The following is a 16,467-nucleotide window of genomic DNA, read 5'->3' as shown; positions in this document are numbered from 1 at the left end:
CGAAGGAATGAGAGCGCTCATAGTCGACGACGAGAGGCATGTTCTGGAAGGCTTGCAGACGATGATTCCCTGGAGGGAAATCGGGATTGCGGAGCTGGACTTTGCCGAGGACGGCGAGGCGGGCTGGCTTCAATATTCCCGGTGCAAGCCCGACCTGGTGATTACCGATATGAATATGAAACGGATGAACGGAATCGAGCTGATCAGGCGGATACGGGAGGTTGACGCGGATATTCCGATTCTCGTTCTGAGCGGCTATGACGATTTCGCTTACACGAAAACGGCAATCCAATTGAATGTCACCCGATATATTCTGAAGCCTTCTCTGCCTGAAGAAATCGAGTACGAGATTCGGGACGTCATCTACGAATTGCAGCATAAGCAGCGGGAGAAATCGATGTTCGCCGATCTGCAGAAGCAGTTCGAACGAAGCTTGCCGAGTCTCCGGGAGCAACTGCTGCACCAGATCGTGACGGCAGGCTTTCAGCGGCAGGATATTCGGGGCAAGCTGGAGTTCTATCAGTTGCATCCCGCCACGTTCGACAGCGGTCTCGTGATGTCCGTTAAAGTCTATAAGCCGGCTAAGGAGGAGCGGATTGAAGAAGGACAGTGGCAGCTTTACAAGTTCGCTGTCTCCAATATTGTGGAAGAACTGCTCGGCCATGAATCCGGCTACTTGCTTCGCTATATGGACAATCGGCTGTCGATTCTACTGATCGGCGGCTCGCCGGGCAGTCTGATCGAACGAGCCGCAAGATTAGGCAAGCAGATTGTCGATGCCGTACAATCTTATCTCCGGCTCGATCTGAATGTCGGAATCGGCCATGGCTGTACCGACGCTGCTCGTTACGTCATTTCCTTCCGGGAGTCGATCGAGGCGCTCGAGCTCGGCGAACTGGAGGGTGTTAACCAGATCTATGTTTATTCCGATGACGAGCCGGAGCCTCGGCAGCGGGTGCGCTATCCTGCTGATCAGATCCAGCTTCTCGGCGAGAGGCTGTTGGATATGGATCGAACGGCTACGCTGGCGCTCTGGGCGGATATACGCCAGTCGCTAGCGGGCGAGGGCCATGCATCCCTTGCGTACGTCCATACCGTGTGCACGGGCATTCTGACGAATCTGATTCTCAAGCTGTTGGAATACGACAGCCGCCTTCTCGATTCGCAGCGCATCTCGGATATGCTGCTCCAGATTCATCAGAACCGTACGCTGGACAACCTTATGGGGTGGATGTCCGAGCGCATCGGCGAGCTGTGCGCGGCTGTAGCCGAAAGCGATCGCGATCAGAGCAGACTGTCTTACGTCGATTACGTCAAGAAGGCGGTGGCCGAGCGGTACAATCGGAAAATCTCGTTCGCCGAGCTCGCGAAGGAATTGAATATTAACCGGAATTATCTCAGCAACCTGTTCAAGAAGGAGACGGGGGTCAGCTTCGTCTCCTATCTGGGCAGCTACAGAGCGGCCAAAGCCAAGGCGCTATTGAAGAAAAAGCGCTACACCGTATATGAGATTGCGGAGATGGTCGGCTATCAGGACCCGGCCTATTTCAGCCGTATGTTCAAAAGCGTGACGGGCATGAGTCCGCTTGAATATGCCATGAAGGAAGAAGGCTAGATCGGAGGCGATCGCATGCAAAGGAAAAAATGGGGAAAGACGGATATGGAGGTCAGTCTGCTCGGCTTCGGCGCGTCGGAGATCGGACAAGCGGATTGTACGTTCGGTGAAGTGGAGAAGCTCTTGGGACAGGCGCTGGATAGCGGTCTTAACGTGATCGATACGGCAGAATGCTATGGAGACAGCGAGGAGAAAATCGGCAAGGCGATCGGGCATCGCAGGAAAGATTACTATTTATTCACCAAATGCGGACATGCATCGGGGATGGAGCTTCCCGACTGGCATCCCCGCCTGCTCGAGCAGAGCATCGATCGCAGTCTGCGCCGTCTCGGAACGGATTATCTCGATTTGATCCAGCTTCATAGCTGTTCCCGATCGGTGATCGAGGACGAGGAGGCCATGTCCGTCCTGCTGCGTGCGAAGAAGACCGGCAAGGTGCGATACGTCGGCTATAGCGGGGACTCTGAGAGCGCCTTGTTCGCCGTGAGGAGCGGCCTGTTCGACGCTCTGCAAATCTCGGTCAACATTGCCGATCAAGAGGCGATTCAGTCGACGATTCCCGAAGCCGTAGAGAGGGGCATGGGGATTATCGCGAAGCGCCCTATTGCCAATGCGGTCTGGCGCTGGGGAGCCACCCCGCCGCCCAACCCCTACCATCTTCCGTATTGGGAGAGGCTTCGTCAGCTCGATTACGGGTTTCTGGCGAACCGCGATCCGAAGAGCACGGAGATCGCGGAGATCGCGCTGCGCTTCACGATAGGGGTGGACGGCATCGGTACGGTTATTGTCGGAACGACGAAGCCCGAACGTTGGCTTCAAAATCAGGCGATCGTCGAGAAAGGGCCGCTGCCCGAAGAAGAATGGGCGGCGATACGCACGCGCTGGCTGGAGCGATCGGCGGATCGGCACTGGGTTGGCGTATAGTCAATAGGAGAGGTTGTGTTAAGGGTGAAGCTGTGCAACGTGAAAATAGACGGTACCGTCAAACTGGGAATCGGAAGAGAGAAGGATATTGTTCTCGTGGAGCGTGCCCTGAAGCATTTTCCGGCCGATGGCCTGGCGGCGAATCTTTCCGATCTGTTAGCGGGAGGAGAAGAGTCGGTTCGCAAGCTGGATGATTATAGGAGAAATCTCCTGGAATTCGGGACGCTGCCCGACGGGTGCGCGATAGAGACGGACAAAGCGGAATTCGCGCCTTGCGTAACGAATCCCGGCAAGCTGATCTGCATCGGGCTAAACTACATCAAGCATGCGGAGGAGAGCGGTCTGCCCGTCCCGGTAACTCCGGTCGTTTTCAGCAAGTTCGGCAACGCTCTGGCCGCCCACGGCGACCCCATTCCGCTGCACGGGCAAGTCTCCGGCGAAGTCGACTATGAGGCGGAATTGGGCATTGTCATCGGACGAAGAGCGAAGAACGTATCCAGAGCCGAAGCGCTTTCGCACGTGTTCGGTTATTGCTGCGTGAACGATCTTTCCGCGCGCGATCTGCAGATGCGCACGTCTCAGTGGCTGCTTGGCAAGACGCTGGATCTGTTTTGTCCGATTGGCCCCTATCTCGTGACCTCGGACGAAGTCGGCAATCCGAACGATCTAACGATTCGCTGCGAAGTGAATGGAGAGGTCCGGCAGCATTCGCATACCTCGGACATGGTCTTCCCTTGCGACGAGATCGTGAGCTATTTGTCCCGGTATATGACGCTGGAGCCTGGAGACGTGATTATGACGGGAACGCCGGAGGGCGTGATGTTCGGCTATCCCGAAGACAAGCGGGTATGGCTCGCCGACGGGGACGTCGTAACGGTTGAAATCGAGAAACTGGGCAGGCTCACGAATCGGATGGTTAGGTAGACCGTTCATCCGTTCGTGAGCGACTTGACCCTCGACAGGCAGCGCACCGCCGATTTACTTGACGAAACGAAAAGTCGCCCTGAAGCGCCGATCGGCAGCTTCCGGGCGACTTTTCGGATTTCTCCCTCTATTGGCAGCTTTCCGCTTCTCCATCCTAGCCGTTCCTGGCTCCCCTTTCCTTTCTTTTGTTTTGTGTAATTGTGCATTTTATTGCGTTCTGAAATAAACCTGAGATTGGGATAAAACACGTAAAATAGGGTTGACAGCTGCCGCGTGAGGATGGTAGTATCAAAAACGCAAGTTGTTATTTGTTTTATAAGTGTGCGTTTGTGTGTATTTGAGGGAGGAGTACGAATTGCATAGTTTGGCTATCCTGCTTGTGCTCGCCTCCGGCATTATGCACGCCGTCTGGAATTTGCTGACCAAGAACAGTGAGAACAAGGCTTTATTTTTGTGGATCATTTTTATCCCGTCCACCGGGCTGTTGCTGCCGATCTTTCTCAGTGAAATTTTGCAAGCGGGCGTCGCTCCCCGGGGCTATCTTCTTCTGCTGATATCGATGGCCATCCAAGCCGGCTACGCCAACTTTCTGGCGAAGTCGCTGACGTACGGGGATATGTCGCAGGTTTATCCGATGATGCGGGGCATCAGCACTTTTTTGCTGCCGATTCTGGGCGTCACGTTCCTCGGCGAACACTTGACCGTGTGGGGATGGGGAGGGCTGGTCTGCATTGCGGCCGGCTTCATGGTGACGAGCGGCTTGTCCTTCTTTCACAGCCGCAGGCGGATTCCGACCAAAGTCATCTTGTATACGGTTGGCGTCGGACTTTCTACCATGAGCTACGTGCTGGTCGACAAAATCAATCTGCAGCACTTCTCGCCGCTGGCGCTGCTCGTCGCCTCCAATATCGGATTCATGGTCGGGTTGATGCCGTCGATTCGGATGAAGCAGATCCAATGGCGGGAATTGTGGAGACAAAGCGGAAAAGTGCTGATGCTGGGCTCGCTTCTGTCGCCGGGCTCCTATCTGTTGTTCCTGCTGGCCATGAATCTGTCGGCGTTGACCTATGTCGCGCCGCTGCGCGAGATTGGAACCGTTTTCGGCACGGTTGCCGGCATTTATCTGCTGCATGAGAAAAAAGAGATGCTGCGGATCGTATCGGCCGCTATCATTTTCGCCGGAATTATGCTAATCGGTATATGGGGGAATTGAAACATGGGGGGAGAAGCATGAATTGGAAAAAATGGGGGGAGCCGCAGGCTTATTTGTTTGTTATGCCGGCGATGGTCCCCTACCTCGTCTTCTGGCTGGCGCCTATGCTGTACATCGTTTATTTAAGCTTTACCGATTGGGACTTCATGGCGCCGGTCAAAAATTTTGTCGGATTCGAAAATTACGTGAAGCTGGTCCAGGACCCGGCCTTTGCCAAGGCGCTGCGCACCACCTTTCTGTTCGCGCTCGGCAACGTCGTTCCGTCGCTGGCGGGAGGACTCCTTCTGGCGCTGCTGCTTAATCGGAAGGTGAAGGGCTCGGCCTTCTTCAGGGCGGTCATCTTCTCTCCGTGGGTGACGCCGACGGTAGCCGTGTCCATCGTATGGGCCTGGATTTACGAGCCGAGAGTGGGACTCGCCAATGCGATTCTGAAAACGTTCGGCTTGCCCGGACTGGAATGGACGCAGAATCCCGACACCGCGCTGCTGGCCGTCCTGATCGTCACGGTCTGGAAGGGCGTCGGCTGGACGATGGTGTTCTATCTGGTCGCTCTGCAGAGCATACCGGAATCGTTGAACGAAGCGGCCACGATGGAAGGCGCGAACAAATGGCAGCGTTTTCGCCACATTCAGCTGCCATTGATCTCGCCCACGACCTTTTTCCTGTTTCTGATTACGACGATTGACGCCATGCAGGCGTACGACCAGATTCACGTGTTGACTCAGGGGGGGCCTTCAGGGTCGACCACCACGCTTCTTTATCTGTATTATGACGCCGCTTTCAGACGGTTTAACGTCGGAGAAGCGTCGGCCGTTTCCTTGACGCTTGTCCTTATTCTGGTCGTCATCTCGCTCTGTTCTCTGTATGTGTCCAGGCGCAAGGTGCACTATTTGTGAAGGAGGCTGGATCGACTATGACGGTGTTCAAAAAATGGGCGGGCCGGACGACGCTGTATGCCGCCATTACGGCGATCAGTATCGTTATGGCGTTTCCGTTTGTATGGATGTTCAGCAGCTCGTTAAAGACGAACGACGAAATTTGGGCCGTTCCGCCGGTATTATGGCCGGCAGAGCCGCTGTGGCGCAATTTCGTCGACGCCTGGAACGCGGCTCCGTTCGGGCTGTACCTGTTCAACAGTATATTTGTCGCCGCGGCCATCGTCGCCATTCAACTGATCAATTCGTCCATGATGGCCTACGCTTTGTCCCATATGCGCTTTGCTCTGGCCAAGCCGTTGATGGGACTCATTATCGTCAGCTACATGCTGCCGGTATCGGCCACCTACTTGAGCGGCTATGTCATCCTCGCCAAGCTGCAATTGCTGGATACGTATGCCGGGCTGATCGTCTCGAACGCCATCTCCATCTTCGGCATTTTCCTGCTTCGTCAAGCTTATTTGCAGATTCCCAGAGAGGTGACGGAGGCGGCCAAAATCGACGGAGCCGGTCATTGGCAGATTTTGTGGAAAATGATGATCCCGCTGTCGGCTCCGACGCTGATCGTCATGTCTCTGCTTACGTTCATCAGCCAATACAACAACTACCTGTGGCCTTCGCTGATTACGAAAAATCCCGATTTGCATCTCGTCTCCGCCGGGCTGCGCAGCTTTTTCGTGGAGGGCGGCGCCTACGGGATGAAGTGGCCGCTTATTATGGCGGGCAGTTCCTTCACGATTCTGCCGCTGCTCATCCTCTTTGCCGTCGCGCAAAAATGGATCATTAAGGGGGTGAACAACGTGCAAAGCGTCAACAAATAGGTGGATGCGGCAGACGAATCAGACATGGAAAATCAATTCTATAGGTCAAAGAGAGGGAGTCGAACGATGATCAAATGGAGCAACGCAACAAAGACAACCGTCCTGCTGGCGTCGGCGGCCATGCTCGCCGCCTGCGGGAGCCAGACGCCGGAGTCCGCGTCCCCGAGTAGCGGCGGCTCCGCCGGCAAGGCGGTCGAGATCGAATTCTGGCACGGCCTCGGCGGCAAGCTCGGCGAAACGATGCAATCCATGATCGACGAGTTCAATCAGTCGCAGGATGAAGTGATCGTCAAACCGGTCATTCAGGGGAACTACGACGAGACCAAGCAGAAGCTGCAGGCGGCGATCGCGGCCAACAATCCGCCTGCCGTCGCTTTGGTGGAAGACCGGGAGTGGGCGGCCAAGGGCTACTTCAAAGCGATGGACGAGTATATCGCGAGCCTGCCTGACTTCCAGCCGGACGACTTCGTGCAGTCCTTCCTGATTCCGGGCCAGGTGGACGGCAAGCAGTATTCCTTGCCGGTGTACGGCACAACCCAGGTGCTGTATTACCGCAAGGATATGCTGGAGCAGGCCGGAATCAGTCCCGATCGGCTCAAAACCTGGGAAGGCTTGGCGGAGGTCGCCAGACAGCTGACGGTCAGGGAGAACGGCGAAACCAAGGTGTACGGCTGGGAGCCGATGTGGGATGCGGGCAATCTGATCGATGCGGTCTACAGCCGGGGCGGTACGATTCTGAACGAGGACGGCACGCGCGTCATGATCGATTCGCCGGAATGGATCGATACATGGGAAGCCTTCCGCGGCTGGATCCATGACGAGAAAATCATGCGCATTCACTACGGCGGCCAAGGCTGGGAATATTGGTACAAAACGATCGACGACGTCATGCAGGGAAGAGCCGCCGGCTACACGGGATCGGCCGGCGATATCGGAGATTTGGACCTGTCGATCATCGGCGCCGCGCCTCAGCCTGCCTGGGAAGGCCATGTGGCCAGACCTTCCGGAACGGCGACGTACGCCAGCATTCCGGCAGCGGCTCCGCCGGAGCAGCAGGAGGCCGCGTTCAAGTGGCTGGCCTTCGTGACCAGCTCCGAGAATACCGCCAAATGGTCGATGGCGTCGGGCTACATCCCCGTGCGCAGCTCCGCGGCGGAAGATCCGGCGTTCGTGGAGTTTACCGAACAGAATCCGCAATACAAGGCGCCGCTGGAGCAGGTCAAGACCGCAACGCCCTACTTCAACGATCCGACCCACGGCAAAATCTTCGATGCGCTGAATCTGGCGGCCGACAAGCTGGAGATCGAGAACCGGCCGGCGGCGGAAGTGCTGGTCGAAGCCCAGAAGACGGCGCAAAAAGAGCTGGACAAGGTACTGAATCCATAAGCAATTTTCTTCCGGGAGGTTCCTATGGCTGACATGATTAAAAGATACGAGGAAGCCGCCAGGCGGGAAGCGCAGACGCTGAACGCCGAGATCGGCGGAGAAGCCTTGACGTTCGCATTCATCACCGACCTGCATCATGGGGTCGGAGGCAACATGCTGCATGCCGCCGCCGCCGTCGCGGAAGCGGCCCGCCATATGCGGCTGGACTTCATTCTGTGCGGCGGGGACATCAGCATTAACGGGCCGCTCCCCGACGTGCTGGCCGCCCAGGAAGAGATCGGCGCCGCGCTGGCAGCGGCCGGCCCTCAGCTGCTGACCGTCAGGGGCAATCATGACGACAACTCGCTCTACGGGGCGGAGCACAAGGAGGTCGACGGTCCCGCGCATGTCGTGTATCCGAGGCAGTGGCGAGACACCTTGCTGCGCGGGCTTCGGGAGAGAGCCGTGTTCGACGCCGGACAGCCGGACAGCCTGTATTACTATGTCGACTATCCCGCCGCAAGAACGCGGGTCATCGTGCTGGACACGACCGATATTCCCTATGAGGTCGACGAAGAGGGCAAGCTGAAATATCACGGGCAATGGTATTACGCCTTCTCTTCCCGCCAGTTCGACTGGCTGGTCCAAGAGGCTCTGGCGCTCGGAGATCGTCCGGACTGGCGCGTCCTCTTCGCTTCCCACGTGCAGCCGATGTATGACGGCGTGTTCGGGACGGATCATCGCGTCCGTAACGAGGAAGCAATGTGGGGCATCATCGATGCGTTCGCCAAGGGCGCCGCTTTCTCCTCCTCAGGAGGCGAAGCGCCATTCGACTATACGATCGAAGCGGATTTCTCCGTACAGGGGCCGCGCACCGTTATCGGCTATCTGTTCGGCCATGTGCACTTCGATCAGGTGCTGTACCGCAGCGGCATTCCGGTGATCTCGACCTTGAACGCCAACACGCACCGGGATTTCCCGGAAGCGCCGGAGCGCATAGCGGACACGATGTCCGCCATTGCCTTCGACCTCGTCGCGGTCGACTTCGATCGCTCGGCGCTCATCGCGCGGCGCGTCGGAGCGGGCGAGCATCGCGTCATCGAGTTTGGGCCGCGAGCCCCTTCCCTCTAGCGCGCGGAATTCGCGACCGAGGAACGAGCAACAAGGTGTCCCGTAAGCCAGGATGGACGGCTGAGGGGACACCTTGTTGTCATTTCGCGATGGAGGATCGATCGAAAGCCGACATGAACGTCGGCGCGATCAGCTAATCCTTAAGGATGGGCCTGCTGCAGCAAGTTAATATAAACTCCGCCCAGTACGGTCCGGTTCTGGAAGCCGCTGTAGCGCGAATACTTGACCTGATGCGGGGTAGAGCTGTAATACCAGTCGGTAATCGGCACCCGCTCGACCGTCTCGTTGATGAAATCCCAGATGGATTTGTACAATCGTTCGCTATACTCGTCGTTGTCCGTAAAGACTGTCGTCCACGCCAGCCAATCAAGCTTGGTGTAATCCGAGCGCGAGTCCAGAGGCACGCCGTAACGATTCATTTTCCGGCTGTACAGCCGGATTTCGTTTTCGTAGACCTCCCGATCGAACAACCCGACTTCAAGCAGCTTATCCCACACGATGTTGTATTTGATGCTCCAGGAATCCGGCTGGTCGAAGGCCAGCAAGGAGCCCTCGTCCTTCCGGGCCTCCGCGCGCCATCTGTCCGCCATTTCCTTCGCGGCCCGGCTATACTTCCTCTCGTTCATCAGCTTCCCGTATGCGCCGAGCGCCACGATCGCCTTCATGCTCAAATTGCAGTTGTGGGCGAGATGACCCGCGAAATCGTCCGTGCACAGCTGATTGCCCGGATCGTAGCCGTGCTCCAGCAAGTAATCCGCCCATTTGTCCAGCAGCGGCTTCTCTTGCAGCGCGAATTCGTTCGAGCCCTCGTACCGGGACAGAGCGGCTACGGATAGCAGCATATTGCCGCATTCTTCTACGGGCATTTGATATTCCAGTTTGTTCTCGCCGTATACTTGACCGTTGCACAGCGGATATTGTCCGCAGTCATGCGGGGCGAAATCGAAGGTCCAGGCTTCGGAACGCGCGTATTTCAGAATCGGACGAAGCATCCCCTTGACCAACTCCGGATTGTATTTCAGGAACAGCGGAATGGACGGATAGGTCACGTCCAGCGTGGCGATGCAGCCGTTGCTGAAGCATTCCTTGGACAGAAACAACAGCTCCCCGTCGTGCAGCACGAGCTTGTGGGCGGCGATCGTCTGACGGTAGGCGAGGGCGGCGATCTCCGCGTACTCTCGGCTCACCTTCGCCGCTTCTTCGGTCAGGCGTTCCTCGAAAGCCGATCCCAGGGAACGAACCTGCTCCAAGTCGGAGACGGCGTGCTTGAGCATATTGTCGAAGGTCCCGTATTCCTTTTTGTAGTACGCGTCCACAGGCTCTCCGAAGTATTCGATCGACTTGATGTCGTCGTAGGCCAGGCAGATTCGATCGGAAAGCTTATCGCTGATCAGTGCGATGCAGCGAAATTCGCTGGCGGGCAGCGCCGCTTCATCTATGTTCACGCGGGCGACTTCCTTATTGGTCAGAAAATGATAACGTCCGTCGTAGTCGGTTACGAACGCTCCGGGATGCGCGACATGAAGATAACCCCAATCGATGCGGATATGGTCCCCGCTGGCGTTCAGCGGCTTCTGCTCCGCGTTGCCGCAGTAGACGGAATCCGTTCCCCGGCGGAAGACCACCTTCTGATCCATCGTGTTGACGCTGCATTCGCCGGCGATATCGAAGTACACCTCAATGTCGTGCCGCTGCCCGTCTTTTATCGCGATATCGTATTCGATGTAGGAGGCCGGGCGGGACAGAAGAGCAAGCCGATCGGGAAGAAGCGGCGTGAAGAAGCGCAAAGTCAATTCCACCTGCTCGTTGGCGAAGGTGTAGATTGTCGTCAGCGGCTTGACCTCCAGCTTGATCTGCGGAAGCGCCTGCGGCTCGGCATAATAGCGTTCGCCGAACGCCTCCACCTTCCCCATGAAACGGTACGCCTCGCCGTCGACCTTAAGCAGGCCGAGCATGCCGTTGCGCTGTCCGGTCCAATGACGGGTATGGTCGTCGTACAGGCAGTCGGCGAAAGACCAAATGCTGAAATACGGATCAACGGTAATCAGAGGAACTGCAGAGGGTCTGAAGCTCATTCGATCATCTCCTGTTCTATGCGATCTACATATAGTATACTGACGTCGAAGAGGGCAAGGGATAGATAAAAAAGATGATTGAATGAGGAAAATGCGCATGAGAGAAGAAATTTACGCCTTCCCGGAGGGCGCCGGGACAGCATACGGCTTGATCTTCGAAATGGCCGGAAAATCCTTCTGCGACGGCACGTACCGGATCGTTCGGCCCGGCTCGGCGGTGAGCACCATCGAATACATTGTCAGAGGGCGCGGAACGGTCAAGATCGATTCGAAGGAATTTTATCCGAAGGCGGGGGATACGTATTTCCTGCACCAGGGACAGGATCATTTGTATTTCTCCGACAAGGACGATCCGTGGGTTAAAATTTGGGTCAACGTCAAAGGGGAGCTGCTGACGGATCTGATCCGCCGGTACGGGCTTGAAGGCTGCTACCATATCCCGGGCTTCTACTCCATGGATTATTTGCAGCGGATTGTCCGCAACGCGCAGGCCGGCGGCGACAACTCCGTGCTCAACTGCACGTTGGCCGTGCACGAGCTTTTGATTAAAATGAACGAGCATCTGTATGCGCCGGCCATTCGATCGGATGCGGCGAAGCTGAAAACGTACCTGGATTATCGCGTGTCGGAGAATGTTTCCCTGTCCGAGCTCGCGGCGGTCGTCGGAAAGTCGGAATCGCAAACGATCCGCCTGTTCAAGCGCCAGTACGGCGTCACGCCGTATCATTACCATCTTCAATTAAAGCTCGATTTCGCGCAAAAGCTGCTCAGAAGCACGGGCATGACCGTTCGGGAGGTCGCGGCGCACCTATCCTTCGCGGACGAGTTCTACTTTTCCAATCTGTTCAAGAAGAAGGTGGGGATGGCTCCGAACCATTTTCGCAAGCGGAGGCTCTGAACGGACTCTCCTGTTGAATCCTGGAGGCTGTAAGATTACCATTCCAAGTCGCAATCTTCAGTGTATCCACGTTCTTCTGGATCAGGCTCGTTACAAGCTTGGGCCACTGCTTTGTCACAATTTCTATAACTTTAGTCTTAAATTACGAAATAATGAGTAGATACCAAAAGGAAAAACGTGTAAAATGTCGAAATAGCGAGAGGGTAAATCTACCTAAGAAGACTAAATAACCCTTTTAATCAAGGCCATTTGAACTGAAAAAGGCAAACCTGTTCGAAAGACAGGGACGCAAAGCCACGGACCTTAGGCATCGGTCGGAAGACCGATTGCGATGGTAGCCGGGTTGCCCGCTCTACTGGTCTTTTATTTTTTGTTTTAATATCCTATTTTAACCATAAAAGGGGAAGTGTGTAATGAGTGGCCGAATCGTTTCCAGGCTGGCTATAGTTCTATGTTTCGTCTTTCTTGTGCAAATCATCGTACCTTCATCATGGAATTCTCCAGTTCAGGCATCGTCCGAATCGCCGGATATCCGTATTCAATTCACATCTCCACTAGCCCCTGCAGCGGGCGGGTACCTCCCAGATTACGGCGAACCTTACGGAGAACGGAACGGATACACTTACGGATGGAACTTCGATCATACGCTCTATACAGTCAACGAGGCCGTATATGGTTCTTCGTTGCTGGATTCAGCTATCGAGATGCAGGCCGGAGGGCAGTGGGAAATTGCATTGCCTGTTGGCAGCTACGAGGTAGAAATTAGCGTAGGTCATGCCGTTTATGGCAGCACCACTACGCTCCAGGTAGAGGATGTCGCGTTCTGGGATCACGTCGTGCTTCCGGCCGGCGGACTGGACAAGGTGAAGAAGCGCGTTCAATTGAACGATGGCAGATTAACCCTGAAGGGAGATCCGGTCAGCCCTTCGGCTTTCATCCATACGGTAGAGATCACGAAAATCGTTCCGGTTAATCGTTCAACGTCATTGCCTTATATCGGGTTGCCTGCGGAGCTAAATAATGTGCCTGGGGACAAGGTAATTTTATCCGGCTCGCAGCGCAATGAACACAATGCCATTTCGTCCGTCAGGGTGAAAGAACTGGGTCAGGCTATTGATAACTATATGAACGAACAAATATTCGTAATGGAACAACGAATTGCTGCGATGGAGCAGCAGGCCAAATCGTGCGCGGATTGCAAGGCAAGCGACCTGGAATCGGCGATTCTTGGAAGTTCGAGCGAATACGTCGTCATGAAGGCAGGGCATCTGAATCTGGATGCTTCCGCGACATTCGGCTCGCCGTCCAAGCCGGTATTTCTTATCTTGGACGGTTTGAATACGAACCGGAATTTAACGCTTACCGTCTACGGAACGCTGGTGGTCAAGGGAAATTTGAACGCAAATACGAATTTGACGTTAAGCTTGAATGCGCCGGATCAGCAGTCAGCCGGAAAAGGGGATATGTGGATCGGGGGCACACTTCATTTAAATAACGATTCCGTCGTGCGGGCGGCAGGCGATATGGCTGCGGGAAGTCTTATCTATAACAACGGCCAATTGAACGTGCAGGCTGACCGACTTCTTGTTGTCGACAACATGCATATTAACACCAAGGTAGATATGACCATCAGGCAAGAAATGCTCATCGGTAGCTTGGTGTCGAATAATCAAACGGCGAACATCAACGTCAGTATCGGCGATGCATTCATTCGCGACGATATTCACGTTAATAATCACTTGAATATTCAAACCGGAGGCGTCGTCGCGATCGGCGGCAGCATCACAGCGAATCAGAAGCCGACCATCGCCACCGGCATCAGCGCGAATGGTCAAACAAAGCTGCATTACAGGATTAACGGGTTGCTCGCAGAGTACTATACCGAACCGAATTTAACCGGCGAGACATTCACGATCGTAGATGAGAACGTAAACTTGAGAAACAAGCTGCCGATCTCCAACGCCGGACTGAACGACGGTAACATGTCGGTAAGATGGACGGGGCAAATTACGCCTTATTTCACGGAGATGTACGAGTTCGAAATGGACGTTCGCGGCGGGGTAAAGCTGTGGGTGAACGGTGTACTTCTTGTCGACAAATGGGAGGAAACGGGAAACGGCAAGTACTCCGGTTCGCTTGTTCTCGAAGCCGGAATCGAGTATGACATTCGTCTCGAATATGCCAATCGAGGGGGGCAGCCTCAAGCCGTTTTGAATTGGGCCAGCGCGTCCGGCGCGAAGGAGATCGTGCCGCAAAGCCAATTGTCGCCGTTCCCGGTGCCGATGCTTACGGCGACCGCGACGGAGAACGTCGTGAATGCCGCATGGACGACGGCCTTCAATGCGAATAGTTACGAGTTAGAGGTAGATGGGGTTATGCACTCTCTAGGCAGCCAATCCGCTTTTACCCATGAACCGCTGGAACCGGGCACTCTGCATAAGTATAGGGTCAGAGCGGTCAGGGGGGATATTAAAGGTGCTTGGTCCGTGCAGCAAGAGGTATGGACTTTACCGGATGTGCCCGCCAATATAAGGATTCATTCCACAAGTAATTCCCTAACGTTAACATGGGATGAAGTGGTAGGCGCTTCGAGATATGATATCGAAACCTACAACACGATTATCGATAACGGCAATGTAACTTCCTATACGGAACTTGATCTGAATCCGAACTTGCAGCGTACGTTTAGAGTTCGGGCGCATAATGCCAGCGGGCCCGGAAAGTGGAGCGCCATCGTGGCTAAGTCAACTCTGCCCGGAGCGACAGGCGCATTGTATACCGTAGCGACGGATACTTCCATCGCCGTGAGTTGGGATGCAGTCTCCGGGGCGGATAACTACGATATTGAGGTCGACGGCATGATCGTTGGAGGCCTTGAGGCCACGCAATATCTGCATGCCAACTTGCAGCCGAACACGATTCATACTTACCGAGTCAGATCAAACAACAGTGAAGGATCGAGCGGATGGAGCGAGGCCGTCCAAGCGGTTACGCTTCCGTCTGTTCCACGTCATCTGCGTGCAACGACTATTGCAGGCGATCATATTCTTCTAGAATGGGACGAAGTAGCGGGCGCTACCTCCTATGATCTGGAGGTCAACGGAGTAGCGGTCGACGTCGGAACAAGTACGAAATACCGTCATTCGGGACTGGAAGCTAACACGGAGCACACGTACCGTGTCCGAGCAAGGCATCACTCTGTCGTTGGCAATTGGAGCGAGGCGGTTACGTACACGACATTGTCCGGAGTGCCCTTGAACTTGCAAACCGTATCAACTAGCAATGAGATTATTCTTTCTTGGGATCCTGTGATCGGCTCGATAGGCTATGAGATTGAGGCGGACGGCAAAGTGATTCCGAACGGCCTAAGCACGACCTACGTGCATGCCGGGCTGAAGCCGTTCACGGAGCATACTTACCGGGTTCGGGCGATTGGTAGAGCGGGGGCTGGGCCCTGGAGCGAACTCCTCACTGCAACAACCGGACTGGATGTACCGATATTGAGTGCTCAAGCCCTATCGAAGACGGCGATTTCTCTCTCTTGGACTGTTGTGCCCGGAGCGACGACTTACGAGATTATGGTAGACGGCGAGGTCGTCGATGTCGGCAACGTTACAGCATATTTGCATGACGGGCTGCCTCCCTATTCCTGGCATGCGTATCGGGTGAGGGCAAAAAGCGGCAGCTTACCAGGCCCCTGGAGCGCTGCTTTAATCAAGGCTACGCAGTTAGGCACGCCTGTAATCACAAGGCTGTATGCGACCAGTTCGGAAATCACTGTGGAGTGGGAAGCCGTTCCGGGGGCGACCGGGTATGAAGTCGAGGCGGACGCGGTCATTGTGGAGGTAGGACCGGCAACGACGTTCGTCCATCGCCATTTGCTGCCCAACACTGTCCATACGTACCGGGTGCGCGCCAAGAGCGGCAACGATGTCGGGGATTGGAGCGATTGGAGCAAGCTTAGCACTCAAGTGACTTCTCCAGTTACGCCTACTCGTTTCAGAGCGGTTGCTAATACGCATCACATAGAACTGCAATGGGACGCATCTCCGGGAAGCTTGAACTACGATCTCGAAGTCGACGGGCGGATCATCACCGGGATAACGGGGACAAGCTTTATCCATCGGGATCTTGTTCCGAACACGATGCACGTCTATCGGGTTAGAGCATCGAATGCGGTTGGGTCAAGCCCATGGTCGAACAAGATCAACCCCCGTACTATTCCTGAGTTGACGGTAGACGTTGGGCAAGGTTCGATGTTTAACTTCGTTATCGTAGCTCCTAGCCTGCCGGACCTTACGGAACGGACGATTACGGTGACGTATAATCCGGAACAACTGGAAATTCAGGACTTGAGCGCGGCTACGCCCGAGATCGAATTAGAGGTCGGGCCGATCAGAGGCACGAATATGAGCGTTAGTGAAATCGCGAACGGAAAAATTGTCTTCCGGGTTTCAAATGCCAAGAGCACAACTGTCAATATCATTCGTTTTATAGCGAAGTCCAATGAAGCTTCAAAAATCACATACTTCGTCGAGTAGCGATTCACTACTAGAGGGGGATTTC

At 55.2% G+C, this 16,467-nt stretch carries 11 protein-coding genes and 1 riboswitch; of the genes, 10 read left to right on the top strand and 1 reads right to left on the bottom strand.

The genetic code is table 11. From position 1 onward, the window contains the following. The first annotated feature begins 7 nt into the window (after positions 1 to 7). From ACFO3S_RS05475 to ACFO3S_RS05440, 8 genes are all read left to right on the top strand, one after another. Positions 8 to 1,615 (top strand): response regulator transcription factor, encoded by a 1,608-nt coding sequence (locus ACFO3S_RS05475; RefSeq protein ID WP_378093118.1) that lies wholly within the window; start codon positions 8 to 10, stop codon positions 1,613 to 1,615. A 15-nt stretch (positions 1,616 to 1,630) separates the two neighbouring features. Then, positions 1,631 to 2,539: an aldo/keto reductase gene (locus ACFO3S_RS05470; protein ID WP_378093116.1), complete on the top strand. Its 909-nt coding sequence runs from the start codon at positions 1,631 to 1,633 to the stop codon at positions 2,537 to 2,539. Positions 2,540 to 2,563: 24 nt separating this feature from the next. Then, the gene (locus ACFO3S_RS05465) at positions 2,564 to 3,463 is read left to right on the top strand and encodes a fumarylacetoacetate hydrolase family protein (RefSeq protein WP_378093114.1); all 900 of its coding nucleotides are present in this window, start codon (positions 2,564 to 2,566) and stop codon (positions 3,461 to 3,463) included. Between the two features lie 355 nt (positions 3,464 to 3,818). Then, the gene (locus ACFO3S_RS05460; RefSeq protein WP_378093112.1) at positions 3,819 to 4,676 is read left to right on the top strand and encodes an EamA family transporter; all 858 of its coding nucleotides are present in this window, start codon (positions 3,819 to 3,821) and stop codon (positions 4,674 to 4,676) included. Positions 4,677 to 4,693: 17 nt separating this feature from the next. Beyond that, positions 4,694 to 5,572: a carbohydrate ABC transporter permease gene (locus tag ACFO3S_RS05455; RefSeq protein ID WP_378093109.1), complete on the top strand. Its 879-nt coding sequence runs from the start codon at positions 4,694 to 4,696 to the stop codon at positions 5,570 to 5,572. Positions 5,573 to 5,589: 17 nt separating this feature from the next. Continuing rightward, on the top strand, positions 5,590 to 6,432 hold the full coding sequence (locus tag ACFO3S_RS05450; protein ID WP_378093107.1) for a carbohydrate ABC transporter permease: 843 nt from the start codon (positions 5,590 to 5,592) through the stop codon (positions 6,430 to 6,432). 66 nt (positions 6,433 to 6,498) lie between these two features. Then, entirely contained in the window at positions 6,499 to 7,818 is a 1,320-nt protein-coding gene (locus ACFO3S_RS05445) for an ABC transporter substrate-binding protein (RefSeq protein ID WP_378093105.1), read from the top strand. A gap of 24 nt (positions 7,819 to 7,842) precedes the next feature. Next, positions 7,843 to 8,928, top strand: coding sequence for a metallophosphoesterase family protein (locus tag ACFO3S_RS05440; protein WP_378093103.1), 1,086 nt, complete (start codon positions 7,843 to 7,845; stop codon positions 8,926 to 8,928). A 140-nt stretch (positions 8,929 to 9,068) separates the two neighbouring features. Here ACFO3S_RS05440 and ACFO3S_RS05435 read toward each other — a convergent pair whose 3' ends face one another. Further along, positions 9,069 to 11,003, bottom strand: coding sequence for a glutaminase domain-containing protein (locus ACFO3S_RS05435; protein WP_378093101.1), 1,935 nt, complete (start codon positions 11,001 to 11,003; stop codon positions 9,069 to 9,071). A gap of 97 nt (positions 11,004 to 11,100) precedes the next feature. Between ACFO3S_RS05435 and ACFO3S_RS05430 the strand changes: the two genes are divergently transcribed. Both ACFO3S_RS05430 and ACFO3S_RS05425 read left to right on the top strand, forming a co-directional pair. Continuing rightward, positions 11,101 to 11,901, top strand: a complete 801-nt coding sequence (locus tag ACFO3S_RS05430; protein ID WP_378093099.1) for an AraC family transcriptional regulator — start codon at positions 11,101 to 11,103, stop codon at positions 11,899 to 11,901. Between the two features lie 252 nt (positions 11,902 to 12,153). Next, positions 12,154 to 12,252: riboswitch (cyclic di-GMP riboswitch) on the top strand. Between the two features lie 62 nt (positions 12,253 to 12,314). Further along, positions 12,315 to 16,442: a fibronectin type III domain-containing protein gene (locus ACFO3S_RS05425; protein ID WP_378093096.1), complete on the top strand. Its 4,128-nt coding sequence runs from the start codon at positions 12,315 to 12,317 to the stop codon at positions 16,440 to 16,442. Positions 16,443 to 16,467 lie beyond the last annotated feature (25 nt).

It is taken from the genome of Cohnella hongkongensis (genome assembly GCF_042654645.1).
GTDB classification, from domain to species: Bacteria; Bacillota; Bacilli; order Paenibacillales; family Paenibacillaceae; genus Cohnella; species Cohnella hongkongensis.
This window is presented reverse-complemented; position numbering and strand designations above follow the sequence as displayed.